The sequence below is a fragment of the Sphaerisporangium sp. TRM90804 genome, from assembly GCF_029846175.1.
Classification (GTDB): domain Bacteria; phylum Actinomycetota; class Actinomycetes; order Streptosporangiales; family Streptosporangiaceae; genus Sphaerisporangium.
Genome location: NZ_JARWAC010000013.1, coordinates 59,080 through 81,628, shown reverse-complemented (window position 1 = coordinate 81,628; position 22,549 = coordinate 59,080). Strand labels below are relative to the sequence as shown.

Below are 22,549 nucleotides of genomic sequence, written 5' to 3'. Positions count from 1 at the left end.
CTGCGGCTCTGGTACGCCGTGGCACCGGTCGTCCACACGACGTCTGTCTCTATCGCCTTGAGAAGTTCTGGGGACGCGTCCGCGCGAGGTCGGTCCGCATCGCCCCCCACGCCTCCGAGACGCCCGTCTCCAGCGGCGTCCGCGGCCGCCACCCGAGGCAGGACCGCGCGCGGGTCACGTCCAGCCAGGCCGCGTGCCGGTCGAACGAGCGCCGCTCACGGTGCTCGACCAGCGGCTCGAACCCGACCACCTCGGTGATCACCGACAGCAGGTCCTTCAGCGACACCGGCTCGCCCGAGCCGACGTTGAGCATCGACGGCAGGGCGTCCCGGCCGGGCCCGCCCGGCTCCGAGGCCACCAGGTGCACGCGGATCAGCGCCTGCACCGTGTCGTCGACGTACACGTAGTCCCTGCTGGTGCCCGGGTCGCCGAGCACGACGACGGGCCGCCCGTCGGCGATGGCCTCCAGCCAGTGCGGCACCACGCCGAGCCCGTTGCAGCTGCGCTGCCCGGGCCCGTACACGTTGGCCAGGCGCAGCACCACGGGGCGGATGACGTCGGCGCGGGCCAGCAGCTCCTGCTCCAGCAGCAGCTTGGCCCGGCCGTACCGGCTGGTCGCCCTGACCGGCGACTCCTCGGAGTAGGGAGGGGGGAAGGCGGGGTCGTAGGCGGTGCCGCCGGAGCTGGTCAGCACCACGGTCGGTCGCGTGCCGGTGCGGCCGAGCTGCTTGAGCAGCCCGACGAACGCCGAGCGGTCGGCCTCCACCAGCTCGGGATGCTCCTCGGCCACGGCCGGGGTGATCCTGGTGGCGAGGTAGAAGACGGTGCGCGCCTCCCGCAGGCCGTCGGCCAGCCGGCCGCCGGGCGTGAGCGGCGTGTGCCGGCCGAAGGCGTGGGTGGGGACCATGGCCGCGCGCAGGCCGGGGACCAGCCGGGAGCCGATGAACCCCGTCGCGCCCACCACGGCCGCCGGCGCCCTGGGCGCCGGCTCGGTCAGCAGGGGCGCCATACCTGGACCGTCCAAGAGCCGGGCCGCGGCTCGTTCGCCGGCGCGAAGCCGGCCTCGCCGAGCAACCGCCGCCACTCTGCGAGGTCGCGGACGCGGCCGCCGAACTTGAGCATCATGTCGATGTCCATGAACGCGCCGTTGTCCCAGGTGTTGGGGGCGCCGAGCACCTGCTCGAAGACGAACAGGCGCGCGTCGGCGTCCACGCCGATGGCCTCGCGCACGCAGCGCAGCACCCGGGCGGCGTCGGCGTCACCCCAGTTGTGCAGCACGCTCTTGAGCACGTACGCGTCGCACCCGGCCGGCACCCGCTCGAAGAAGTCGGCGCCGACGAAGGTCATGCGCCGCGCCTCCTCGGTGCGGGCCAGCGTGAGCCGCGCCTGCTCCACCACGGCGGGCTGGTCGACCAGCACGCCCTTGGCGGCCGGGCTGCGCCTCAGCACCTCGGTCAGGAACCGGCCGGTGCCGCCGCCGACGTCGGCCACCCGCTCGAAGCGGTGCAGGTCGCAGGCGTCCAGCAGCGTGGCCGAGGTCGCCGACGACAGGTGCCGCATCGCGCTGTTCATCAGCCGCCCCGCCGCCGGGTCGGCCTTGCCGTACTCGTAGAACGGCATGCCGAACACCCGGTCGAAGGCCGGCTCCCCGGTGCGGACGGTCTCCGCCAGGTCGCCGTACGGGCGGACGGTCATCGCGTGACCGGCGTACAGGACGGCGTCCCGCAGACCGCCCGGGACGTCGGAGCGCAGCAGCTCCGACAGGTCGGTGAGCGTGTACCTGCCGTCGTCGAGGCGTTCGACCAGCCCGACCGCGGCGGCCGCCCGCAGCAGCCTGGCCAGCGCGTCGGCGTCGCACCCCGCGGCGGCGGCGATCTCGCCGGGCGGCAGGGGCCCGTCCGCCAGGTGATCGGCGACCCCCAGGGCGGTCACGGCGTGCAGCACGTGCGAGATCCGGGTGCCGCTGGTCAAGAAGAGCAGCCTGGCCTGCGGTGGAAGGGCGGCGGCACCAGGTGGTCCGACCACGCCCACGGACGCGGGTAGCCGTTTCCCCATCGTCTGAACCTCCTGACGGGATGCGAGACGGCGCGAGCTTCCTGACGAGTCCTACGTCCGCGTACTCGTAGGCCACTGGAGCCGCCGGGCCCGCCGCGCGGGCGGCGGGCGCACCAGCCGCCTTCGAGCCGGTCACTAGCCGCCCTGCGTTCTCTGGCCTGGCCAGGCACCGACCAGCGCGGAGGAGCAGATGCACAGGACCCTGATCGTCGCCCGGATGGCCCCGGAGAGAGCCGACGACGTGGCCAAGATCTTCGCGGACTCGGACGCGTCGGAGCTCCCGCACCTGATCGGCGTCTCCGCGCGCACCCTGTTCCGCTTCCACGACCTGTACTTCCACCTGGTCGAGGCGGACGGGGACATCACGCCCAACCTCTACAAGGCGCGCAGCCACCCCCTGTACGAGGAGATCAACCAGCGGCTGGCCGAGCACATCAGCCCGTACGACCCGGGATGGCGGGAGCCGAAGGACGCGATGGCCCAGCCGTTCTACCGGTGGACGCCCGCGTGAACACGCGGTCAGGCGAAGGCGATGCGGAGATGCAGATGCGTGACTTCACCCTCGACGACCTGCGCGCGCTGATGCGTGCGTGCGCGGGGCAGGACGAATCCGTCGACCTCGACGGCGACATCGCCGACCGCACCTTCACGGAGCTGGGGTACGACTCCCTGGCCGTGCTGGAGCTGTCGGTCCGGCTCAGCGACGACTTCGGCGTCCCCGTCGGGGAGGGCGACATGGAGCAGGACGACACCCCGCGCACCGTGGTGAGCTACGTCAACAGCCAGCTGGCGGTGAGGTGATGCCGGGGCACACCGAGAACTCCGTGGTCATCGACGCGCCCATGGACCTGGTCTGGGAGATGACCAACGACGTGCCCTCGTGGCCGTCCCTGTTCAGCGAGTACTCCGCGGCCGAGGTGCTGTCGTCCGACGGGCCGACGATCCGCTTCCGGCTGACCATGCACCCCGACGAGAACGGCAAGGTCTGGAGCTGGGTGTCGGAGCGGACGCCCGACCCCGCCGCCCGCACGGTGCGGGCCCGGCGCGTCGAGCCGGGGCCGTTCGAGTACATGAGCATCTTCTGGCGCTACAGCGAGGTCGCGGGCGGCGTGGAGATGCGGTGGGTCCAGGACTTCCACATGCGGCCGGAGGCCCCGGTCGACGACGACGCGATGACCGACCGCATCAACCGCAACTCGCTGGTGCAGCTCGCGCGGATCAAGAACCTGGTGGAGCAGGCAGCGGCGCGGCGCGTCGCCGAGGAGGTCAGATGAGCGGCATCCGGTTGGACGGCAGCAACGCCCTGGTCACGGGCGGCACCCGGGGCATCGGGCGCAGCGTGGTGCTCGGCCTGGCCCGGGCCGGCGCCAACGTGGTCACTTGCTACAGCGGCGACACCGAGGCGGCGGCCCGGCTGGAACGCGACCTTGAGGAGACCGAGGGCAAGCACCACGTCGTGCGGGCCGACGTCAGCGACCCCGCCCAGATCGCGGGCCTGGCCGCCGACTGCCGCGCGCGGTTCGGCACCCTGCAGATCGTCGTGCACAACGCCGGCGTGATCAGCCACGTGCCGTTCGCGAAGCTCGCGCGGAAGGAGTGGGACCGCGTCCTGGACACCAACCTGTCCGCGGCCTACCACCTCACCCAGGAGACGCTGCCGCTGCTGTCGGACGGCTCCTCGGTGATCTTCGTCGGCTCCAAGGCCGCCCTGGTCGGCATCCCGCTGCGTGCGCACTACACCGCGGCCAAGGCGGGCCTGATCGGCCTGGCCCGCTCCCTGTCCAAGGAGCTCGGCCCGCGCGGGATCCGCGTCAACGTGGTGGCGCCGGGCATCATCGACACCGTCGAGCCGGATGCCGCGCCCGACGAGGGCATGGACCAGCGCCTGGAGGAGTACCGCAGGCGCAGCCCGCTCGGCAGGCTCGGCAGGCCCGAGGACGTCGCCAACGTCGTCGTCTTCCTGTCGGGCGACCAGGCGGCGTACATCACCGGCGAGACGGTGAACGTCGACGGGGGCCTGTGACGATGACGGCCAGGCCGCGCGTCCGGATCCTGGTGTGGCACGGGGCGGCCGACGACCGCGACGCGCTTGAGGAGACGTACCACAAGGTCAGCGCGGAGCTGGCGGGCACGCCGGGGCTGGTCGGCAACGAGCTGTGGCGCTCGGCGACCGACCCGGCCACCTACGCGATCATGAGCGAGTGGCGGGACATCGAGTCCTTCAACGCCTGGGCCGACGACCCCGGCCAGCACCTCGCGACCGCGCCGCTGCGCCGGTTCCGCACGGCCGCCGACCGGGCGGCCGAGGTCTACGAAGTCGCCGCGGCCCACTGAGAGGACGTCGAGATGGCATACGCCGCGATCACCTACCGCGTCAGGCCCGGCCACGAGAAGGAGATCAACGAGATCTTCTCCGGGTTCACCCGGCCGGAGTCGCCGGTTCTCACGGACGAGGACGGCAAGCCCAGCGGGCTGCTGCTCGGCACCGGGCTGTTCCTCAAGGACGACGTGGTGGTCCGCGTCATCCACTACGAGGGCAGCCTGGAGGACGTCGCCCGGCACATGTCGGTGCAGGAGGGGGTGCGCGAGGCCGAGCGCAGGCTGCTGCCCTACCTGGCGGCGCCTCGCGACACCTCGACTCCGCAGGGGTTCCTCGAGCACTTCGGCACGGCCTCGATGGAGACCGTCCAGCAGTTCAGCCTGCCCCCGCACGTCGCCGACGAGCTGCGCCGGGCCACCGCGCTCTGAGGCCGGGGCCGGTCACCCGCCGAGGCGGCCCAGTTCGGCGAGCTGGGCCGCCCGCGCCTTGGCGACCGCGGTGGCCAAGGCCTTGGTGTCCTTGTGGATGCCGGCGTCGCGCTCGCCGTCGGCCACGATGACGGACTGCTTGAGGTGCTCGCGCAGGTGGCCGGTGAACAGGCGGTCGAAGGCCGCGCCCTTGGCGGCCTCCATCTCCTTCTGCTCCTCGTCGGTGACCATGCCCGGCATGTTGTGCCCCTGGTGGGGGTTGTTCTCGGGGGCGGCGGCGCGCAGCAGGAGCTGGCGCAGCTTCACCACCTCGGCGCGGTGGTCCTCGCCCAGGCGCTCGGCCAGGCGGCGCAGCCCGGAGTCGCCCGTCTTCTCGGGGACGACGGCCAGCATGCGCAGGATCGACTCGTCCATGGGGATCATCAGCTCGATCCAGGCGAGGTCGGTGGGGCCGAAGCCGCGTGACACCGCGACCGCGAGCGGGTGCTGGGAGGACGGCGCGGCCGAGGGCGCGGGCGTCGCGGACGACGTGGCGGCGGGCGCGGCGGTGCCGGCGGCCCGGGGAGGGGCGGCGGAGCACGCGGCGCCGAGCGGCGCGGCGGCCAGCAGGGCCGCGGTGAGCGGCCACGCCGCGGCGGCCTGGCGAAGGGGCGCGGCCCGTCTCATGCTGGCTCCTTGTGTCTACGCGTGAACCCTGAAAAGGCGTTATGTCCGCCCACCTGGCGGGACAAGCATGCCGGGTGCTCCATAGCACAGGGCACCCGGCCGTCCAGTGGACGAACATACGCCTCGGGGTGGTCCCTGGGGACGAGGTGACGGGTCGGCGTGCCGCACCTCGCCCCCAGGAGTCACTGCGCGGCCGTCAGGAGGGACGGCCGTCGGCTCCGCACTTGATCTTCGGGCGGATGCAGTCGTTCACACGGCGCGCCTGCTCGGCCTCGGGCCAGGCGTTGAAGAAGTCGCCGTGCATCGTGTACCCGGGCCCGGACGCGAGCCGGAAGTTGGCCGGGTTTCCGCTGACGGGGTACCGAAGCACCTGGCGCAGCTTGGGCACCGGCACCGGGTGCGTCGACGGGCAGCCGTTGTTGACCGGGTAGGCCATGTGGCTCTTGTGGTCGGCCGAGTCCAGGTCACGGCCGTTCCAGCACTGCGGGAAGTCCAGGTAGGACTCCAGCATCGTGCCGGAGGGGCAGGTCACGAAGTCCTTGCTCGGCGGGACGTGCCCGGCGTGCAGGCAGGACCAGCGGGCGTTGGACGACGGGTCGTTCGGGGAGGTCGCCTTGGCGTTGCCGGCGATGAAGCGCAGGCCGAGCGGGAACGGCTGGATCCGCTGGCGGACCGCGTCGCTCACACCCTCACCCAGGTAGTAGAAGGTGGTGCCGGTCGGCTCCACCGGGGTGTTGCCGTTGTACAGGGTCGGCACCCAGTACGAGGAGGTGTCCACCGCGGGGTTGCAGGTGGAGCGCGAGGTCATCAGCGACTGCAGGGTGGAGTGCGCGTTGGCGGAGGTGCTTCCGAAGAAGCTGTGCATGTGCGACGCGCCCGGCATGCCGGGGAAGATGATCGGGTCGTCGGGCAGGCGGTGGCTGTACGGACACTCGGCCAGGAACTCGGCGACCGGGACGATCGCCGCCCGGGCCTCCTTCGTGGTGTCCGCCTGGGGTGCGGTCGCGGTGACCAGGGAGCTGCCGAGCAGCGCGGTCAGCGCGCTCATCAGGACGGTCAGCCGCAGTCGGTTCCGTCGTGTACCGGTCGGGGGGGTGGCCCGATACATCAGGGTGACTCCTTCGGGGGGAGGGCCCCGGTACGGCCTCCGGGGGCCGTACCGGGACGAGCGGGCTGGTTACTGGTAGACGCGTACGTAGTCGACGAGCATCTGCTTGGGGAAGCCGGTGGAGGCGTCCGGCGGGCCGGGCCAGTCGCCGCCGACGGCCAGGTTGAGGATCAGGTAGAAGGGGTGGTCGAACACCCACGGTCCGCGCGTGCGCTCCACCTCGTCCTTGCTGAGGGTGAAGACGGTGCGGCCGTCGAGGGTGTAGACGATGCCCCGGCTGTCCCAGTTGGCGGCCCAGACGTGGTAGTCGCTGGCGAAGTCGGCCCCGCCGGGCAGGGTGTACGGCGCCCCGATGCCGCCGCCGCCGTTGTAGGCGGGCGCGTGCACGGTGGAGTAGGCCGTGAAGGTGTCCTTGCCGAGCACCTCCATGATGTCGATCTCACCGTTGTACGGCCACGGGCGGCCGGTCAGGAAGTCGGCGCCCATCATCCAGAACGCCGGCCACAGGCCGTTGCCCTTCGGCACCTTGACACGGGCCTCGACCCGGCCGTAGGTGAAGGTGAACTTGCCGCCGGTGTTCATGCGGTGCGAGGTGTACTGGCAGGTGCCGCCGGGGCAGGACGACCCGGGGGTGGCCTCCCTGCGCGCCTCCATCACCAGGCTGCCCGAGCCGTTCATGGACGCGTTGTTGTTGTTGGTGTAGTACTCCAGCTCGTTGTTCGGGCCGGTTCCGGTGTCGATGGTCCACTTGGCGGGGTCGGGCTTGGAGCCGGCCGCGCCGTTGAACTCGTCGCTCCACACGAGCTGCGGGGGGTTGCGCGGGTCGGGCGGCAGCGGCGGCGGGGTGTTCGGCGCGCCACCGGTGCCCCACACCTGGAACTCCCACAGCGAGTAGCCGTAGGCGCTGGAGCGCTGGGTGCCGTACATCCGCACGTACCGGCCGGAGCCGCTGACCGTCAGGGTCTGCTTGAACCCGGTGCCGGTCGTGGTGGAGTAGATCGGCGTCCAGTTCACGGCGTCGTTGGAGGTCTGGATCTGGAAGGCCCTGGCGTAGGCCGGGTCCCACTGCAGGACGACCCTGCTGATCTGGGCGACGGCGCCGAGGTCGACGTAGATCCAGCCCGGGTCGACCCAGCCGGTGGTGGAGCTGGTCGCCCAGCGGCTCGCCGGGTCACGGTCGAAGGCGCGGGCGGGGGTGCACTCGTAGCAGTTCACGTCGCTCTGCGAGCTGGAGGCGACGCCCGGCTTGTTGTACGACAGCAGCCGCTCGGTCCCCGGGTCGGGGTCGGGAGGAGTCGTGCCGGTGGTGCCGAACACCTGGAACTCCCACAGGGAGTAGCCGTACTGCAGGGCGCGCTGCGTGCCGTACACCCGCACGTACCGGCCGGAACCGGTGACCGTCAGGGTCTGGTTGCCGCCGGTGCTCGTGGTGGTGGAGTAGATCGGCGTCCAGGTGGACCCGTTGGACGAGGTCTGGATCTGGAAGGCGCGGCCGTAGGCGGCCTCCCAGTTCAGCACCACCTGGGTGATGTTCGCGGTGACGCCCAGGTCGACCTGGATCCACTGCGGGTCGGCGAACCCGCTGGACCAGCGGGTGCCGGGGTTGCCGTCCACGGCGGCCGACGCGGGGAACGCGCCGCCCTCGGTGGACGAGGCGGTGGCCGTCTTGCCCTGCGACAGCAGGGGGTCGGCCGCGCTGGCCGGCGCGATGGTGAGGATGGACGTGACCAGGCTGACCGCGAGGGCGATCAGAAGGGCCAGGCGAGATGGACGGGGGGACGGCGGCATCGCGTCTCCTCCTGAGGGTGGGGGGCCGCAATCGCTACGGGGGAGCTCCGGGGAGCGCTCTCTCACCGAGAGAGTGCTCCCCCCCGACAAGGCCTGTCAAGGGTCAAATTAACCCCCCGGAAACACGGCGCACACCCTTCGGCAACCCCGGGCGAGGGCGGAAGAGAGCTCTGAAGCGAGTCGCTTGGACCGCACCAACCCCCCTTGAGCAGCGGGGTTGTGGATGCCTCCCGGCGAGCGGTTCCCCGGTGTCCGAGAGCGGTCAGGCGAAGGACGTCGACTGGTAACAGTTTTCCCTGACATGTTCCTGGAAGGCCCCCCGGCCGCGCACGCTCGGGGAGCGCGTTCTTCATGATCTTCCGCGCGTGGAGATCGCCCGCGGCGGATCGGCCGGGAAGCGCCTGGCACGGCACGGAGAACGCCCTGACGGAAGATCCGTCAGGGCGTTCCGGGTCCGGGGGTTCCTCCCGCCCCGAGGCGGGAGGAACCGCACGAGCCCGCGGGCGTCCGCTCCCCCGCCAGGGGGGGTGGACACTCCGGCCTAGGGGTAGGCGACCAGGTTGGCCACGTTGGTCGCCGTGTTGGACGGCCCTCCGGCGTTGTTGATGACGCGGCTGATCGTGCCGACGCCGCCGAGCGAGACCGTCACCATGTTGCGGAACCGCACTCCCGGCCTGTCGGGCACCTCGTACGCCCGGGCGGCCACCACGCCGGGGTTGGCGTTGAAGTAGCAGTAGCTGCCGAGCCCCCACGCCTCGTGGGTGGTGACGGAGTCGGCCACCTTGTAGGCCGCGTAGCCCTGGGTGCCGCCGTTCATCCACGCCGCCTGGTTGGGCGGGTCGTAGGGCATCTCGTTCTGGTAGAAGTACGTCCGGCCGCCGTTGCCGTTCCATATCGTCTGGTACTTCTGGTAGTGCTCGACGAACAGGCCGTACATCGTGACGTCGTCGCCGTTGACCACCAGGCCGGTGTCGGCGGTGTTGGACGTCCACCCGATCCCGGTGCCGTGGTCGCCGCGCCACAGCCACAGGTGGTCGCCGATGACGTCGCGGCTGTTGACCACCAGGCTCGTGGTCGCCTTGCCGACCGCCGCGCCGCCGATCCTGAAGTACACGTCGTGCAGCGAGGTGGGGTTGGCCGCGTGGCTCTGCGCGGAGCCCGACGGCCCGACCTGCATCAGCGTCGCCGAGTTGGTCGTCCCGGCGTCGATGAGCAGGCCCGCGACCTTCACGCCGTCGACGTCGGCGACCGACATGGCCGTGACGCCGTTCTGCGGGATGATCGTCGCCAGGCCCAGGCCCAGCACCACGGTGTTCGCCCGGTTCACCCTGATCGTGTCGCTCAGGCGGTAGATGCCGGGGGTGAACAGCAGGTTCTTGCCCTCGGCCAGCGCGGCGTTGATCTCGGCGGCCGTGTTGCCGGGCTTGGCGACGAAGAACTGGCCGATCGGGATCGACGAGCCCGCCGCCGCGCCGCCGCCCCAGGTGGTGCCCTGGGCGTTGGTGCGCAGCGCCGGCACGAACACCTGGTAGGCACCCGCCCCGTCGACGTACAGGAACGGCTTCTCCCGCAGCACCGGCGAGGACGCCACGTTGGTGTAAGGCGGGCTGGGGAAGGTGTTGCCCGGCGCGCCCTGCACGCCGACGAACACCATGTTCCAGTTCGCCCCCGCCCAGCTCCCGAACTGGGAGTTGCGCGACAGCCACTGCTGCTGGGATCCCGAGCGCACCTGGCCGTCGATCCTGGAGTCGGCGATGAAGCCGCCGCTGGACCAGCCTCCGTCGTCGAGCTGCAGGTTGCCGCGCAGGTGCATGCGGCGGTAGGCGGAGGCCTGCGAGACCGCCCATCGGTCGTTGCCGCCGGCCGGGGTGACCGACAGGTTCTCGGCGCCGCGCCAGAAGTTGTGCGTGGCGTTGCCCTGGAACCAGTCGGCCTCGACGTGCACGGCGCCGTTGATGTTCACGTCGTCGGGCGACGCGCCCAGGCCGAGCACCTGGGTGTAGTAGCCCACGTTGACGTCGACGTCGTAGGAGCCCGGCTTGAACAGCAGGGCGAAGCGGTTCGCGCCGAACTGGGCGGTCTGCTGCTGGCTGAAGACCGAGTTCAGCCGGCTCTGGATCGTCGAGGCCGGCATGGACGGGTCGAACACGCTGACGTTCGGGCCGAGGTCGGGCCCGTCGCCCGGCGGCGTCGTGCCGCCGCCCATGGTGAACGACTGCGCGGGCGTGCCGTTGCACGCGTACTGCTGGAGCTGGACGCCGTCCGCCGTCGAGCGGGCGGGGACGTCGAGGCACTTGCCTGAGTGACGGTTCACGAAGTGGTACGCGCCTCCTGCCTCTTCCACCGGCAGCCACTGCTGGTTGGCGCCGCCGCCGTAGTTCCACAGCTGGATCTTCGCCCCGTCGGCGGTGGAGACGTCGGTGACGTCCCACGCCTGGGAGGCGCCCAGGTTGCTGTTCACGCGGTAGTAGCCGCCGCTGGTCGGCTGGAGCTGCCACTGCTGGGCGCCCGTGCCGCTGCACGGGTTCTGCTGCACGGCGGTGCCGTTGGCCGAGGTCGAGCCCCGGGCGTCAACGCACTTGCCGCTGTTGACGTTGACGACGGTGGTCCAGCCGGTCGGCACGGCGGCCGCCGCACCGGCCTCGGCGGTGACGGCGTTCGCGGCCGTCGTGGCCGTGGCACCGGCCGTCGTGGCCGTGGGCGCCGTCCGGGCGACCGCCTCGGCGCCCGGTGCCGCGGCGGGCGCGAGACCCACCGCGACGAGCACCGCCAGGACCATCATGCGTGGCCTGTGCCGCCGGTCGGCGCGGCGTGGCGGTCCGGCGGTGCCGGCGTGGTCGTGTTCCAGAATCACGGAACCTCCTCGTACCGCGCCACGCTCCGGCTCGCGGGGCGTGCGTCGCGGCGTCGTGATGCTTGGCCCGCCTGGTGCGGCCGGATCCGCCCATGCGTGGGCGGGGGGTACGGGGGATCCGCGTGCCCTGCCGCATGGCGAGGGAATAGGAGGGGAAGGACCGCCGGGCACGTGGCGGTCGCGACCTGAACTGCCGATCGCCACCCGTCCGCCCGGCCCGGGCGCAAGCGTCGAACCGCCCCGGCTCACGGCCGGTCCCGCGGTGGTGATGATCCGGCATCGCCGACGAGGGGACGGTACGACTGTAAATATTCCGTGTCAATACGGTCGCCCTCCCCACCGCCCGGCCCCCGGCCGGCCGCGCCGGCACCCGATGCGGCCGCGACCTGCGCCGTCGACGCGTCGCCGGGGGCCCGGAACCACCCGCGGGGAAGGCCCCCCGCCCCGCCGCGCGGCGGGGGCGCTCCGCGGGCCTCCGGGCGGCGGACCGCATGGGGGGCTTGAGGTGATCCGCGGGAGATGCGGAATACTGCCGGGATGCTTCTGTCGACGGCCAGGCTGACCCTGCGGCGCTTCCGCCCGGAGGACGCCGCCGCGGTGGCCGCCTACCGCTCCGATCCCGAGGTCGCGCGCTACCAGCCGTGGGACCCCTCGATGTCCGCCGAGCAGTCCCGGCTCCTGGTGGCGGTGCTCGCCGGCGGCGACCCCCTGGCCCCCGGCTGGTTCCAGTACGCCATCGAGCGCGAGGGCGTGCTGCTCGGCGACGTCGGCGTCAACACGCACGACAACCGGATGCAGGCCGAGATCGGCTACACCCTGGCCCCCGCCCACCAGGGGCACGGCTACGCCACCGAGGCCGTGTCCCGCGTCGTCGCCCACCTGTTCGAGGACCGGGGGCTGCACCGGCTGTCGGCCGAGTGCGACGCCCGCAACCTGCGCTCCGCCCGGCTCCTCGAACGCGTCGGCTTCCGGCGCGAGGGCCTGCGCCGTCACCACACGTGGATGAAGGGCGAGTGGACCGACGACCTGCTCTACGGCCTGCTGGCCACCGACTGGCCCCCCGCCGCCGCCACGGCGCCACCGGCCGCCCGCGACGGCGTCCGATGACCGCGGCCCCTCCGGCCGCGGGAATGCCCCTGTCCCCGGCCCCGCGCGGCCGGCTCAGAAGGCCGCGGTAGGGGTTCGCCCAGCCCACCTGGCTCGTCGCCGCCCCGCCCTCAGCTGAGCACTCCGAGGACGACGCCGCACCCGGGCACGCGGAGGACCTCGCCGCCGCGCCCGTCGCCCCGCCTACAGGGAGCCGTTCGCCGCCACGTAGAGGACCTCGGCGTCGTTGATGGCGCCGGCGACGGCCTTGGCGGCCCAGTGGTCGCCGGCGACCTCGCGGACACGGGTCTTCAGCGCGCGCCGGGACAGGTCGCGGAAGTACGCGCGGTCCACCCGGCAGGCGTGCGCGATCGCCAGCAGGGCCAGGGTGCGGTCGTCCGACCGCTCCCCGTCGAGGGCCGCGCGCAGCCGCCGGACGATCGCCTCCTCGGCGCCGTTCTCGACGGCGAAGCACCGCCTGACCGTCCTGGTTCGCAGCAGGCCGCGCACCCGTTGCTCGTACTCGGTGACGCCGCCCTGCCGGCGCAGGCCGGCCAGCCCGGCCACGTGCGGCGTGTCGCCGGCGAGCCGGATCGCCCACCAGGTGGCCGTGCGCGGCCGCGTCTCGCGGGAGACGCGGGCCAGCACGGCGTCCAGCACGGCGTCCCCCACGGGCCCTTGACGCACGGCCCGCAGGCACTCGCCGTCGCGCCGGAGGGCGCCGATGATCACCAGCTCCGCGAGCAGCGCGCCCGCGAGCCCCGGGTCCAGCCCGGACGGGACCCGGGGGCGCCCGTCCTCGCCCACGACCCACCCGTCCCCGGCGCCGCACAACGCCAGCCGCAGCAGCTCGTCGGCCATCACCGCCCGTCCCATGCCCGAAGCGTACGTCCAGCCGGCGACGCCGACCAGTGCGGCGCAGGCGTCAGGCGGAGTCGCGGATGACCAGGTCGTTGGGCATGATGACCGGGTCGCGCGGCGCGCCGTCGAACAGGCCGAGCAGCAGCCGCACGGTGGCCGCCGCCTGGTCTCTCATCGGGCTGCGCACGGTGGTCAGGGCGGGGGCGGTGTACAGGGCGGCCTCGATGTCGTCGAAGCCGACGACCGCCACGTCCTCCGGCACCCTCCTGCCCGCGGCGCGCAGGGCGCGCAGGGCGCCGATGGCCATGAGGTCGTTGGCGGCGAAGACGGCGTCCAGGTCGGGGTCGTCGTCCAGGAGCTGACGCATGCCCCGGTCGCCGGAGATGCGGGTGAAGTCGCCGATGGCCACGATCGACCGGTGCCCGCACTCGCGCAGCGTCTCGCGGTAGCCGGCGAGCCGGTCCTGCGAGGCGATCATGTCGAGCGGGCCGGTGATCGTGGCGATCCGGCGGCGTCCCTGGGAGACCAGGTACCGCACCGCCCGGGTGGCACCGCCGACGTTGTCGTTGTCGACGTACGGCACGCCGGCGGTGGAGGGCCTGTTGAACGACACCATGGGCACGCCCATGCGGGCGAGGGAGGCCGGCAGCGGGTCGGCGCCGTGCATGGACACCAGCATGACGCCGGCGACGTGCCCGGCCGCCACGAGCTGCTGGGCACGCAGCCGGCTCTCCGCGGAGCCGGCCAGCATGAGCGTGATCTGCTTGCCGGCCGCCTCCAGCTCCCGGCTTACCGTACGCACGACCTCGGAGAACATCGGGTCGTCGGAGACGAGCCCCTGCGGGGGGTCCGAGACGATGACGGCGATCACGTTCGTGCGCTGGGTGGCCAGGTTGCGCGCCGCGCCGTTGGGAACGTAGCCCAGCTCGCGCACGGCCTGGATCACCTGGTCGCGGATCGCCGGAGACACCGTGGTCTCCCCGTTCACCACCCGGGACACGCTGGATTTGGACACCCCCGCCCGGGCGGCTACCGCCTCCAAGGTGGGGCGTTTCATGCGAACCCGTTCTCCTTGATGACGTCGCGGTAGAACCGGGCGCTGTCCTTGAGCACCCGGCGCTGGGTGGCGAAGTCGACGTGGACGATGCCGAACCTGCGGTGGTAGCCCTCGGCCCACTCGAAGTTGTCCAGCAGCGACCACACCAGGTACCCGCGCAGGTCGGCGCCCGCCTCGATGGCGGCGTGCACCGCGCGCAGGTGAGAGTTCAGGTACGCGGTGCGGTCGGCGTCGTGGACGCGGTCGCCGCCCTCGGCCTTGGTGACGGCGTCGTCGAAGGCGGCGCCGTTCTCGGTGACCATGAGGCCGACCTCGGGGTAGTCCTGCGAGAGCCGCACCAGGAGCTGCGACAGCCCCGCCGGGTGGATCGGCCATCCCATGGCGGTCGCGGGCACGTCGAGCGTGGCGAACTCGACGTCCTCGGTGCCGGGGAAGGCGGGGTTGGCGGGCTCGCCGGGGCCGGACCGCACGGCGCACGGGTTGTAGTAGTTGACCCCGATGAGGTCGAGCCGCTGGTTGATCTCGCGCAGGTCGCCGTCGTGGATGTGGTCCAGCCCGCCGTGCCGTTCGACGATCTTCAGCACCTCGTCCGGGTAGCGCCCGCGCAGCACCGGGTCGAGGATCTGCCGGTTGAGCAGGGCGTCCACCCGGTTGACGGCCTCGGCGTCGGCCTCGGAGATCTCCGCCGCCGGGTCGGCGACCTGGGCGGGGGTCAGCACCGGCGAGGAGTTGATCACCAGCATCACCTCGTCCACGCCCGCCGAGCGCAGCGCCTGGGTGGCCAGGCCGTGCGCGAGCAGGAAGTGGTGGGAGGCCTGCAGCGCCGACGCCGCGTCCGTGCGGCCCGGCGCGTGCACGCCGGTGCCGTACCCGAGGAACGCCGCGACCCACGGCTCGTTGAGCGTCGTCCAGTGCCGCACGCGATCGCCCAGGCGCGCGTGGACGGCCTGGGCGTACTCGGCCAGGCGATAGGCGGTGTCCCGGGAGGTCCAGCCGCCGCGGTCCTCCAGCGCCTGGGGCAGGTCCCAGTGGTACAGGGTCACGTACGGCGTGATGCCGGCCGTGCCGAGCTCGTCCACGAGCCGGTCGTAGAAGTCGAGCCCGCGGGGGTTGATCGGCCCGGCCCCGTCGGGCTGGACGCGGGGCCAGGAGACCGAGAACCGGTAGGCGGCCAGGCCGAGGTCGGTCATCATCCGCACGTCGTCGGCGTAGCGGTGGTAGTGGTCGCAGGCCACGTCACCGGTGTGCCCGCCCGCGACCTTTCCGGGGGTGTGGGAGAACCTGTCCCAGATGGAGACGCCCCGGCCGTCGTCCCTGGCCGCGCCCTCGATCTGGTAGGACGCCGTAGCGGCGCCCCAGACGAAACCTTCGGGGAAGACCGCCCGCCCTTCCGTCAGATATGAAGGCAGGGTCCCCCGAGTGGTGACGGTCATGGTCATCCCTTCACAGCTCCTTGCATGATTCCGCCGATGACCTGCTTTCCGAGCAGGGCGAACACGATGACCAGCGGCAGCGTGCCGAGCGCGGTCCCGGCGAGGCTGAGCGCGTAGTCGCTGACGTAGCCGGCCGCGAGCGTGGAGAGCGCGACCTGCACGGTCGGGTTCTCCGGCGTCAGCACGACCAGCGGCCAGAAGTAGTCGTTCCACGCCGACATGAACGTCAGCATGCCGAGCACGGCCGCGGCCGGCCGCGCGGCCGGCAGGACCACGTGCCAGAACAGTCCCCAGGTGGTGCAGCCGTCGACCCGCCCGGCCTCCAGCAGCTCGGTCGGCAGGGCGCGCGACAGGTACTGGGTCATGAAGAACACGCCGAACGCGTTGATGAGCGCCGGTACGACCAGCGCGTACATCGACCCGGTCCACTCCAGCTTCACCATGAGCAGGTAGAGCGGGATGATGCCGAGCTGGGTCGGCACCATCATCGTCGCCACGGTGAGCACCAGGAGGGCGCGGTTGCCGCGGAAGCGGAGCTTGGCGAAGGCGAACCCGGCCATGGTGGAGAAGAACATGACCGAGATGGCGATCGCGCCCGACACCAGGACCGAGTTCAGCAGGGCGAGCATGAACGGCACGGTGTCGAAGACCCGCGACACGTTGGCCAGGAGATTGCCGCCCGGGAACAGCGGGGGCGGCACGTCGGCCAGCGCCGAGTTGTCGCGGGAGGCGACGACCACGCTGTAGTAGAGGGGAAGCGCCGAGAAGAACGCCACCGCCACCAGGGTGAGGTAGGTGAGCTTGCGCGCCGTGCTCCCCCCGCGGGCACGCGAAGCGGTCCTGTGTCGCGTACTCACGTCAGGCTTCCTCTCGCTCGCCGGGTGAGCAGGTAGTTGATCACGGCCGCGACCACGATGAACAGGAACATCATCCATGAGATGGCCGAGGCGTACCCGAAGTCCAGCTTGGTGAAGTTCTCGTAGATGAAAAGCGACAGCGTCTGGTACTGCCGGTCGGGGCCGCCGGTGATGCTGTAGATGCCGAACAGCAGCGGCTCGGCCAGCACCTGCATGGCGCCGATCGTGGAGGTGATCACCACGAAGATGATCGTGGGCCGGATCATCGGCACGGTGATCTTCCTGAGCTGGGTGAAGCCGCCCGCGCCGTCGATGGTCGCGGCCTCGTACAGCTCGCGCGGCACGGCCTGCATGGCCGCCAGGAAGATGAGCGTGTTGTAGCCCGTCCACCGCCACATGATCATGACGGAGATGGCGGTGTGCGAGGTCGCCGTCCCGGCGTTCCAGTCGATGGTGCCCACGCCGAACCACGACAGCGCCCAGTTGATCAGGCCGTAGTCGCGGCCGAAGAGCTGGCTGAAGATGACGACGACGGCGACGACGCTGGTCACGTTGGGGAGCAGCAGCGTCACCCGGAAGATCGTCTGGGCGCGCAGCGGCCGGTTGAGCAGGTGCGCCAGCCACAGGGCCAGCAGGAGCTGCGGCACCGTGGAGAGCACGCCGATGGAGACCGTGTTGAACGTGGCGTTCCAGAAGTAGTCGTCGGCCAGGAGGGTGGTGAAGTTCTCCAGGCCGATGAACGTGTGGACGTCCGACAGTAGCGTCCACTCGTGCAGGCTGACCCACGCGGTGTAGACGAGCGGGAACAGGCCGAACGCGCAGAACAGCAGGAAGAACGGCGCGACGTAGGCGTACGGCGACGCCTTGACGTCGAGCCGGTACAGCAGGTGGCGCAGGCGAGCGGGGTCACCGGACCGGGAGGGTGGATGAGGCGGGCTCACCCTCAGCTGGTCGGGGGCGCGGGTCGCCATGGCGGCTCCTTTCGCAAGGCCGGCGGGCGAGCGGGGGCGGGACCGGGCCTTCGGAGGGGGACAGGCGGCTGCGGCCGGCGCCTGGTGGGGCCGGCCGCATCGCGAGGGGGCTACTTGATGCGGTCGAGGTCCTCGAGCACCTGCGTCCACGCCTCGTCGGGCGACTGCTTGCCCTGCTCCACCCGCTGGAGGCCGTTGCCGAAGGCGGTCAGGACGTCACCGGCCTTGGGCCCCACGTGCTGCGGCTTGAGAGCCTTCGCGGCGTCGGTGAAGATCTTGCCGGTGGGCGCGTCGCTGAAGAAGGGGTTGGTGAACCCGGTGATGGTCGGGTCGTCGTAGAGGGCGGGGATCGACGGCAGCGCGCCGGCCTCGGAGAACAGCTTGAGCTGCGAGTCCTTGTTGGTCAGCAGGTCGATGAGCTCCGCGGCCTCCTTGGGGTGCTTGCCCTGCTTGGGAGCCATCAGGTGGGTGCCGCCCTGGTTGCCGCCGCCGCCGCCGGGCACGGCCGCGACGTCCCACTTGCCGGACGTGGTGGGGGCGGCGTCCTTGATGCTGCCGGTCTTCCACGAGGGGCAGATGATGGTGGCGAAGGAGCCCTTGGTGAGGCCGGTGTTCCACGGCGGGCTGAAGGCGGCCAGCTTGGCCGACTGGTCGGCCTGGATGCTCTGGACCGACAGGTCCCATGCCTTCTTGACGTCGGGGTTGGTGCCCGCGACCAGGGTGTTGCTGGTGTCGTAGAAGCCGACGGGCGCCTGGTCGACCATCGCGCGGAAGTTCTCGCCGGGGCCGTCGAACCACTTGGCGCCCGAGACCTTGGCGGCGGTGAACTTCTTGCCCGCCTCCAGGTAGGCCTCCCACGTGGGCCAGAGCGCCGAGACCTCTTCGCGGTCGGTCGGCAGGCCGGCCTTCTTGAACAGGTCGGTGCGGTAGCACATGGCGAGGCCGCCGATGTCGGTGCCGAGGCCGAGCACCTTGGAGCCGTCGGGCGACAGGCCCTGCTTCCACTTCCAGTCGAGGTAGTCCGCCTGGCGCTTGGCCATGCCGTAGTCGCCCAGGTTGTGGAACTTGTCGACGAGCGGGGTGAAGGTGGCGATGTAGCCGGCCTCCACCGCCTCGACGTCCGCGGCGCCCGCGCCGGTGGCCAGCTTCGTGGTGAGGTTCTTGTGGTGGTCGTTGAACTGCGAACGCCGCTCGACGATCTCGACGTTCGGGTGTGTCTTCTTGAACTCCTCGTACAGCGGCGCGAAGTGGAAGTCGCTGAACAGCGCGACGGTCAGCTTGATCTTCTCGGCCGGCTGGGAGGCGCCCGGAGAGGCGCCCGCGTCCGTACCGCCGCCGCCGCCGCCACAGGCGGAGACGCTCACGGCCAGTACGGCGGCGAGCAGCGGGGTGACCATCCGGGGGCGAAGCTTGCCCATAGACCCTCCCTTGGGGGGAATTTTTTTGATCATGAAGGGAGCGCTCCCCGAGAAGGGTCTTCCGGTCGCGCTGTGTGTGTCAACGGGTCGGATGGTAACGATCGCCGTGACCTGAACACGCCGGGAGGCGGCGCCCCAGGGAAGCGTTTCTCAGACGGTCGCAGGTTTCCGCAGGTCAGAGCGGATAGGATCGATATACGGATGGGCGGATGAGAGCGCTCTCAGCCCATCTGTCCGATTGCACCTAGATGTTCGGAAAGTTTCCTGTCGGTTAAGCCGACCCTTGACACGGTGAGCCGGGAGAGCGCATTCTCAGTCCCGAGAGCGCTCCCCGCCCACTCCGTCACCGTGCTCGCTCGCCCCGAGCCCGGTCATCATCCGCGCGCGCCGGGCCGCCCCGCGTCCGCCAGGACGGCCTCGGCGGCCCGGCGCCCGGACACCATGGCGCCCTGGATCGAACCGGTGTCGCGGTGGTCGCCGCACACGTACCGCCCCCCGCCCAGCCGGACGGGCCGCCGCATCCGCATCGGCGGCGTCATCACCGGCAGGGCCGCCCTGACGGGATAGGTCGCGATGTGCTCCCACGAGGAGGTGTCGCCGTAGATCTCGGTGAGCCGCGCCCGCACACGCGGCTCGTCCGCGTCCCCGAGCACGCCCAGCACCGAGGTCGACACCAGCGCCCGCCCATCGGTGGAGTACTCCGGCGCCGCGTCGGTGAGCACCAGGGTGTCCGCGACCGCTCCGGTCGGGTCGACCACCTGTGTCGGCTCGCCGAGGGGCGAGCGGGGAGCCGCGTGGTAGAAGGTGGTGACGGCGCGCATCCCGGGCACGCGCAGGCCGGGAAGCAGACGGGCCGCCGAGCCGGGGTCCACCGCGACGACGACCGCCGCCGCCGCGATCTCCCGGCCGTCCGCGAGCGCCACCCCGTCCGGGGTCAGCCCGGCGACCGGGGTCTCCAGCGAGACCGAGCCCTCGGGAAGGCGCGCCGCGAGCTGCGCCGGCACGCGTCCCATGCCCAGCGCGGGCAGCCCGATCGTGCCGCGCGCGAAGGACCGCCAGAACAGGTGGAAGACGCGGCTGGAGGTCTCCAGCTCGCGCTCCAGCAGCACGCCGGACAGGAACGGCCGGAGCAGGGTGTCCACCATCTCCTCCGAGAGCCCCCAGTGCCGCAGCTCGGTGGCCGTCGTCCGCTCGGTGGCCCCGCGCAGCCGCGCGGCGGGGAACGCCATGTCGCGCCCGGTCATCGCCGCGAGCGCGGCCTTGTCCGAGACCGTGCCGACGCGGGCCAGCGCGGCGCTCAGCACGTGCCGCGGATGCCGCCACGGCAGCATCACCCGCTCACGCCGCCCGTCGCGCGCGACGAACAGCCCCGAGCTGAACGGCCGCAGGTCGAGCGCGCCGACGTCCAGAACGCGGGCCGCCTCCGGATAGGCGGTGTTGAACACCTGGAACCCCCGGTCGAGCCGGAACCCGCCGGCCAGGTCGGTGCGCACCCGCCCGCCCACCCCGTCGGACGCCTCCAGCACCCGCACCGGCACCCCCGCCGAGCGCAGCCGCACGGCACAGGCGAGCCCGGCCAGCCCCGCCCCCACGACCACCACCGTGTCCGGCATGAACGCCCCCATCCCCCGTCGCCGGACGGAGGCCCCCGCCCGCACTCCTTCCTTCGACGTGCCGGTCGGCGAGGATGCGGCAGTCAAGAACCTTGTGACCGATAAGCAACTTTCCCTGATTAATGTCCCCTTCATGAGTTCCAGAACAGGCCGGGCTCTCGCCGTCGGCGCCACGTTCGCCGTGGCCCTCGGCCTTCTCGCCCCCTCAGCGCCCGCCTCAGCGAAACCGGATCACACGGTCAAGGTCACCGTGATGGCCAGTTCCGACATCCACGGCAACGCCCTTAACTGGGACTACTTCAAGAACGCCGAGTACGACGACAGCGCGCGCAACGACGTGGGGCTGGCCAAGGTCTCCACCCTGGTGAAGCGCATCCGCGCCGACCGGGGCGCCGGCCGCACTCTGCTGTTCGACTCCGGCGACACCATTCAGGGCACCCCGCTCGACTACTACTACGCCAAGGTCGAGCCGATCACCGAGACCGGGCGCACCCACCCCATGGCCAGGGCCATGAACGCCATCGGGTACGACGCCGTGACGCTCGGCAACCACGAGTTCAACTACGGCCTGCCCCTGCTGGCCAAGTGGATCAAGCAGATGAAGGCGCCGGTGCTCGGCGCCAACGCGGTGTCGGCGAAGACCGGCCTCCCCGCCTACCTGCCGTTCGTCATCAAGACCATGCCCGTCAAGGGCGACAGGCCGGTCAAGGTGGGCGTGCTCGGCCTCACCAACCCGGGCGTCGCCGTCTGGGACAAGGCCAACGTCGAGGGCAAGCTGAGGTTCCTCGACCTGGTCGCCACAGCCAAGAAGTGGGTGCCCGTCATCCGCGCGCTGGGCGCCGACGTCGTCCTGGTCACCGCGCACGCCGGAGACAACGGCCTGTCGTCCTACGGCTCGGACCTGCCCGTCGAGAACGCCTCGGCCATGGTCGCCGAGCAGGTGCCCGGCGTCGACGCCGTCCTGTTCGGGCACGCGCACCAGGACGTCCCGCAGAAGTTCGTCACCAACAAGGCGACCGGCAGGCAGGTGCTGCTCACCGAGCCCGGCCGGTGGGGCCAGCGCCTGTCGGTGGTCGACTTCAGCCTCGCCAAGCAGCGCGGGCGGTGGACGGTCACCGCCAAGTCCTCGGCGACGCTCAACACCAACACCGTGCCCGAGGACCCCGAGATCGTGGCGCTCATGAAGGACCAGCACGACACGACGGTGCGCTACGTCAACCAGGTCGTCGCCGACTCCCGGGAGCAGCTCTCCTCGGCCGAGTCCCCCTACAAGGACACCGCGATCCTCGACTACATCCAGAAGGTGCAGACCGACCTGGTCGCCGGCGCGCTCGCCGGCACGCCGGACGCGTCGCTGCCGGTGCTGTCGATCGCCGCGCCCTTCAGCCGCACCGCCGTCTTCCCCGCCGGGCCGGTGAGCGTCCGCGACATGGCGGGCCTGTACGTCTACGACAACACGCTGCTCGCGGTGCGGATGACCGGCGCCCAGATCAAGGACTACCTGGAGTACTCGGCCAGGTACTTCGCCCAGGTGGCGCCGGGCGCCCCGATCGACCTCGGGAGCCTCACCAACGCGAACGGCACCCCCGACTACAACTACGACCAGTTCTCGGGCGTCACCTACGACGTCGACATCTCCAAGCCGGCCGGGCAGCGCGTCACCGGCCTGGCCTACCAGGGCGAGCCGGTGGCCGCCGACCGGCAGTTCGTGGTGGCGGTCAACAACTACCGCCAGTCGGGCGGCGGCGGCTTCCCGCACGTCAGCACCGCCCCCGTGGTCTACAACGCCCAGGTGGAGATCCGCCAGGCGCTGATCGACGCCGCCACCGCGGCCGGCGTCATCGACCCGGCGACCTTCGCCGACCCCAACTGGAAGCTGGTGCGTGAGGGAGTGCCGGTCTTCTGACGACGGTCTCGCGCGGGCGGCCGGCGCCACCTCCGGGTGACGCCGGCCGCCCGCGCCCCCGAAGGCTCGACGTCCAATCGGCCGTGTCAGGAGTTACGCTCTTGTAAAGAAAGTGAATGCCGGGGGTC

Annotated in this window: 21 protein-coding genes; 8 read left to right on the top strand and 13 right to left on the bottom strand. The window is 71.6% G+C overall.

Annotated features, from left to right (window positions below; all coding sequences use genetic code 11):
- Nucleotides 1-49 precede the first annotated feature (49 nt).
- Together PYR91_RS17320 and PYR91_RS17315 are read right to left on the bottom strand one after the other, a co-directional pair.
- On the bottom strand, nucleotides 50-1,009 hold the full coding sequence (locus tag PYR91_RS17320; RefSeq protein WP_279780893.1) for an NAD-dependent epimerase/dehydratase family protein: 960 nt from the start codon (nucleotides 1,007-1,009) through the stop codon (nucleotides 50-52).
- A complete protein-coding gene (locus tag PYR91_RS17315; protein ID WP_279780892.1) occupies nucleotides 994-1,971 on the bottom strand; it encodes a methyltransferase in 978 nt (325 codons plus the stop codon). The genes PYR91_RS17320 and PYR91_RS17315 overlap by 16 nt, the downstream gene beginning before the upstream one ends.
- A gap of 274 nt (nucleotides 1,972-2,245) precedes the next feature.
- On the opposite strand from PYR91_RS17315, the gene PYR91_RS17310 reads away from it, so the two are divergent.
- Genes PYR91_RS17310 through PYR91_RS17285 form a run of 6 tightly spaced genes read left to right on the top strand, consistent with a single transcriptional unit; the run spans nucleotide 2,246 to nucleotide 4,803 of the window.
- Entirely contained in the window at nucleotides 2,246-2,566 is a 321-nt protein-coding gene (locus tag PYR91_RS17310) for a TcmI family type II polyketide cyclase (protein WP_279780891.1), read from the top strand.
- 35 nt (nucleotides 2,567-2,601) lie between these two features.
- A complete protein-coding gene (locus tag PYR91_RS17305) occupies nucleotides 2,602-2,856 on the top strand; it encodes an acyl carrier protein (RefSeq protein WP_279780890.1) in 255 nt (84 codons plus the stop codon).
- Complete coding sequence (locus PYR91_RS17300) at nucleotides 2,856-3,329, top strand: SRPBCC family protein (protein ID WP_279780889.1); 474 nt, start codon at nucleotides 2,856-2,858, stop codon at nucleotides 3,327-3,329. Before PYR91_RS17305 ends, PYR91_RS17300 begins: the two co-directional genes overlap by 1 nt.
- Nucleotides 3,326-4,078 (top strand): SDR family NAD(P)-dependent oxidoreductase, encoded by a 753-nt coding sequence (locus PYR91_RS17295; RefSeq protein WP_279780888.1) that lies wholly within the window; start codon nucleotides 3,326-3,328, stop codon nucleotides 4,076-4,078. The genes PYR91_RS17300 and PYR91_RS17295 overlap by 4 nt, the downstream gene beginning before the upstream one ends.
- 2 nt (nucleotides 4,079-4,080) lie before the next feature.
- Nucleotides 4,081-4,389 (top strand): antibiotic biosynthesis monooxygenase, encoded by a 309-nt coding sequence (locus tag PYR91_RS17290; protein ID WP_279780887.1) that lies wholly within the window; start codon nucleotides 4,081-4,083, stop codon nucleotides 4,387-4,389.
- Nucleotides 4,390-4,401: 12 nt separating this feature from the next.
- A complete protein-coding gene (locus PYR91_RS17285; RefSeq protein ID WP_279780886.1) occupies nucleotides 4,402-4,803 on the top strand; it encodes a SchA/CurD-like domain-containing protein in 402 nt (133 codons plus the stop codon).
- Between the two features lie 12 nt (nucleotides 4,804-4,815).
- Here PYR91_RS17285 and PYR91_RS17280 read toward each other — a convergent pair whose 3' ends face one another.
- The 4 genes from PYR91_RS17280 to PYR91_RS17265 form a co-directional block, all read right to left on the bottom strand.
- A complete protein-coding gene (locus PYR91_RS17280; RefSeq protein ID WP_279780885.1) occupies nucleotides 4,816-5,469 on the bottom strand; it encodes a DUF305 domain-containing protein in 654 nt (217 codons plus the stop codon).
- A 196-nt stretch (nucleotides 5,470-5,665) separates the two neighbouring features.
- On the bottom strand, nucleotides 5,666-6,577 hold the full coding sequence (locus tag PYR91_RS17275; protein ID WP_279780884.1) for a DUF1996 domain-containing protein: 912 nt from the start codon (nucleotides 6,575-6,577) through the stop codon (nucleotides 5,666-5,668).
- A gap of 69 nt (nucleotides 6,578-6,646) precedes the next feature.
- Complete coding sequence (locus tag PYR91_RS17270) at nucleotides 6,647-8,365, bottom strand: discoidin domain-containing protein (protein WP_279780883.1); 1,719 nt, start codon at nucleotides 8,363-8,365, stop codon at nucleotides 6,647-6,649.
- 541 nt (nucleotides 8,366-8,906) lie between these two features.
- A complete protein-coding gene (locus tag PYR91_RS17265) occupies nucleotides 8,907-11,219 on the bottom strand; it encodes an RICIN domain-containing protein (RefSeq protein WP_279780882.1) in 2,313 nt (770 codons plus the stop codon).
- Nucleotides 11,220-11,756: 537 nt separating this feature from the next.
- Between PYR91_RS17265 and PYR91_RS17260 the strand changes: the two genes are divergently transcribed.
- Nucleotides 11,757-12,326: a GNAT family protein gene (locus PYR91_RS17260; RefSeq protein ID WP_279780880.1), complete on the top strand. Its 570-nt coding sequence runs from the start codon at nucleotides 11,757-11,759 to the stop codon at nucleotides 12,324-12,326.
- Nucleotides 12,327-12,509: 183 nt separating this feature from the next.
- On the opposite strand, the gene PYR91_RS17255 is transcribed toward PYR91_RS17260, so the two are convergent.
- From PYR91_RS17255 to PYR91_RS17225, 7 genes are all read right to left on the bottom strand, one after another.
- A complete protein-coding gene (locus PYR91_RS17255) occupies nucleotides 12,510-13,181 on the bottom strand; it encodes a GPP34 family phosphoprotein (protein WP_279780879.1) in 672 nt (223 codons plus the stop codon).
- Nucleotides 13,182-13,230: 49 nt separating this feature from the next.
- Nucleotides 13,231-14,223, bottom strand: coding sequence for a LacI family DNA-binding transcriptional regulator (locus PYR91_RS17250; RefSeq protein ID WP_279780877.1), 993 nt, complete (start codon nucleotides 14,221-14,223; stop codon nucleotides 13,231-13,233).
- Entirely contained in the window at nucleotides 14,220-15,656 is a 1,437-nt protein-coding gene (locus PYR91_RS17245; RefSeq protein ID WP_279780958.1) for a GH1 family beta-glucosidase, read from the bottom strand. Before PYR91_RS17245 ends, PYR91_RS17250 begins: the two co-directional genes overlap by 4 nt.
- A 2-nt stretch (nucleotides 15,657-15,658) precedes the next feature.
- Nucleotides 15,659-16,513, bottom strand: coding sequence for a carbohydrate ABC transporter permease (locus PYR91_RS17240; protein ID WP_279780876.1), 855 nt, complete (start codon nucleotides 16,511-16,513; stop codon nucleotides 15,659-15,661).
- Nucleotides 16,510-17,484, bottom strand: coding sequence for a sugar ABC transporter permease (locus PYR91_RS17235; protein WP_279780874.1), 975 nt, complete (start codon nucleotides 17,482-17,484; stop codon nucleotides 16,510-16,512). Before PYR91_RS17235 ends, PYR91_RS17240 begins: the two co-directional genes overlap by 4 nt.
- Before the next feature lie 110 nt (nucleotides 17,485-17,594).
- Complete coding sequence (locus PYR91_RS17230) at nucleotides 17,595-18,902, bottom strand: ABC transporter substrate-binding protein (protein WP_279780872.1); 1,308 nt, start codon at nucleotides 18,900-18,902, stop codon at nucleotides 17,595-17,597.
- A gap of 374 nt (nucleotides 18,903-19,276) precedes the next feature.
- Nucleotides 19,277-20,515 carry an NAD(P)/FAD-dependent oxidoreductase gene (locus PYR91_RS17225; protein ID WP_279780871.1) on the bottom strand — a complete coding sequence of 413 codons (1,239 nt, stop codon included), beginning with the start codon at nucleotides 20,513-20,515 and terminating at the stop codon, nucleotides 19,277-19,279.
- Nucleotides 20,516-20,648: 133 nt separating this feature from the next.
- On the opposite strand from PYR91_RS17225, the gene PYR91_RS17220 reads away from it, so the two are divergent.
- The gene (locus PYR91_RS17220; protein ID WP_279780870.1) at nucleotides 20,649-22,421 is read left to right on the top strand and encodes a 5'-nucleotidase C-terminal domain-containing protein; all 1,773 of its coding nucleotides are present in this window, start codon (nucleotides 20,649-20,651) and stop codon (nucleotides 22,419-22,421) included.
- Nucleotides 22,422-22,549: the final 128 nt, after the last annotated feature.

What these genes read in the sequence shown, in the direction of transcription:
- PYR91_RS17225 (WP_279780871.1), bottom strand. Translation starts at nt 20,515, where the DNA reads ATGCCGGACACGGTGGTGGTCGTGGGGGCGGGGCTGGCCGGGCTCGCC.
- PYR91_RS17295 (WP_279780888.1), top strand. Translation starts at nt 3,326, where the DNA reads ATGAGCGGCATCCGGTTGGACGGCAGCAACGCCCTGGTCACGGGCGGC.
- PYR91_RS17230 (WP_279780872.1), bottom strand. Translation starts at nt 18,902, where the DNA reads ATGGGCAAGCTTCGCCCCCGGATGGTCACCCCGCTGCTCGCCGCCGTA.
- PYR91_RS17245 (WP_279780958.1), bottom strand. Translation starts at nt 15,656, where the DNA reads ATGACCGTCACCACTCGGGGGACCCTGCCTTCATATCTGACGGAAGGG.
- PYR91_RS17300 (WP_279780889.1), top strand. Translation starts at nt 2,856, where the DNA reads ATGCCGGGGCACACCGAGAACTCCGTGGTCATCGACGCGCCCATGGAC.
- PYR91_RS17280 (WP_279780885.1), bottom strand. Translation starts at nt 5,469, where the DNA reads ATGAGACGGGCCGCGCCCCTTCGCCAGGCCGCCGCGGCGTGGCCGCTC.
- PYR91_RS17255 (WP_279780879.1), bottom strand. Translation starts at nt 13,181, where the DNA reads ATGGGACGGGCGGTGATGGCCGACGAGCTGCTGCGGCTGGCGTTGTGC.
- PYR91_RS17320 (WP_279780893.1), bottom strand. Translation starts at nt 1,009, where the DNA reads ATGGCGCCCCTGCTGACCGAGCCGGCGCCCAGGGCGCCGGCGGCCGTG.
- PYR91_RS17235 (WP_279780874.1), bottom strand. Translation starts at nt 17,484, where the DNA reads ATGGCGACCCGCGCCCCCGACCAGCTGAGGGTGAGCCCGCCTCATCCA.
- PYR91_RS17260 (WP_279780880.1), top strand. Translation starts at nt 11,757, where the DNA reads ATGCTTCTGTCGACGGCCAGGCTGACCCTGCGGCGCTTCCGCCCGGAG.
- PYR91_RS17275 (WP_279780884.1), bottom strand. Translation starts at nt 6,577, where the DNA reads ATGTATCGGGCCACCCCCCCGACCGGTACACGACGGAACCGACTGCGG.
- PYR91_RS17290 (WP_279780887.1), top strand. Translation starts at nt 4,081, where the DNA reads ATGACGGCCAGGCCGCGCGTCCGGATCCTGGTGTGGCACGGGGCGGCC.
- PYR91_RS17270 (WP_279780883.1), bottom strand. Translation starts at nt 8,365, where the DNA reads ATGCCGCCGTCCCCCCGTCCATCTCGCCTGGCCCTTCTGATCGCCCTC.
- PYR91_RS17220 (WP_279780870.1), top strand. Translation starts at nt 20,649, where the DNA reads ATGAGTTCCAGAACAGGCCGGGCTCTCGCCGTCGGCGCCACGTTCGCC.
- PYR91_RS17305 (WP_279780890.1), top strand. Translation starts at nt 2,602, where the DNA reads ATGCGTGACTTCACCCTCGACGACCTGCGCGCGCTGATGCGTGCGTGC.
- PYR91_RS17285 (WP_279780886.1), top strand. Translation starts at nt 4,402, where the DNA reads ATGGCATACGCCGCGATCACCTACCGCGTCAGGCCCGGCCACGAGAAG.
- PYR91_RS17250 (WP_279780877.1), bottom strand. Translation starts at nt 14,223, where the DNA reads ATGAAACGCCCCACCTTGGAGGCGGTAGCCGCCCGGGCGGGGGTGTCC.
- PYR91_RS17310 (WP_279780891.1), top strand. Translation starts at nt 2,246, where the DNA reads ATGCACAGGACCCTGATCGTCGCCCGGATGGCCCCGGAGAGAGCCGAC.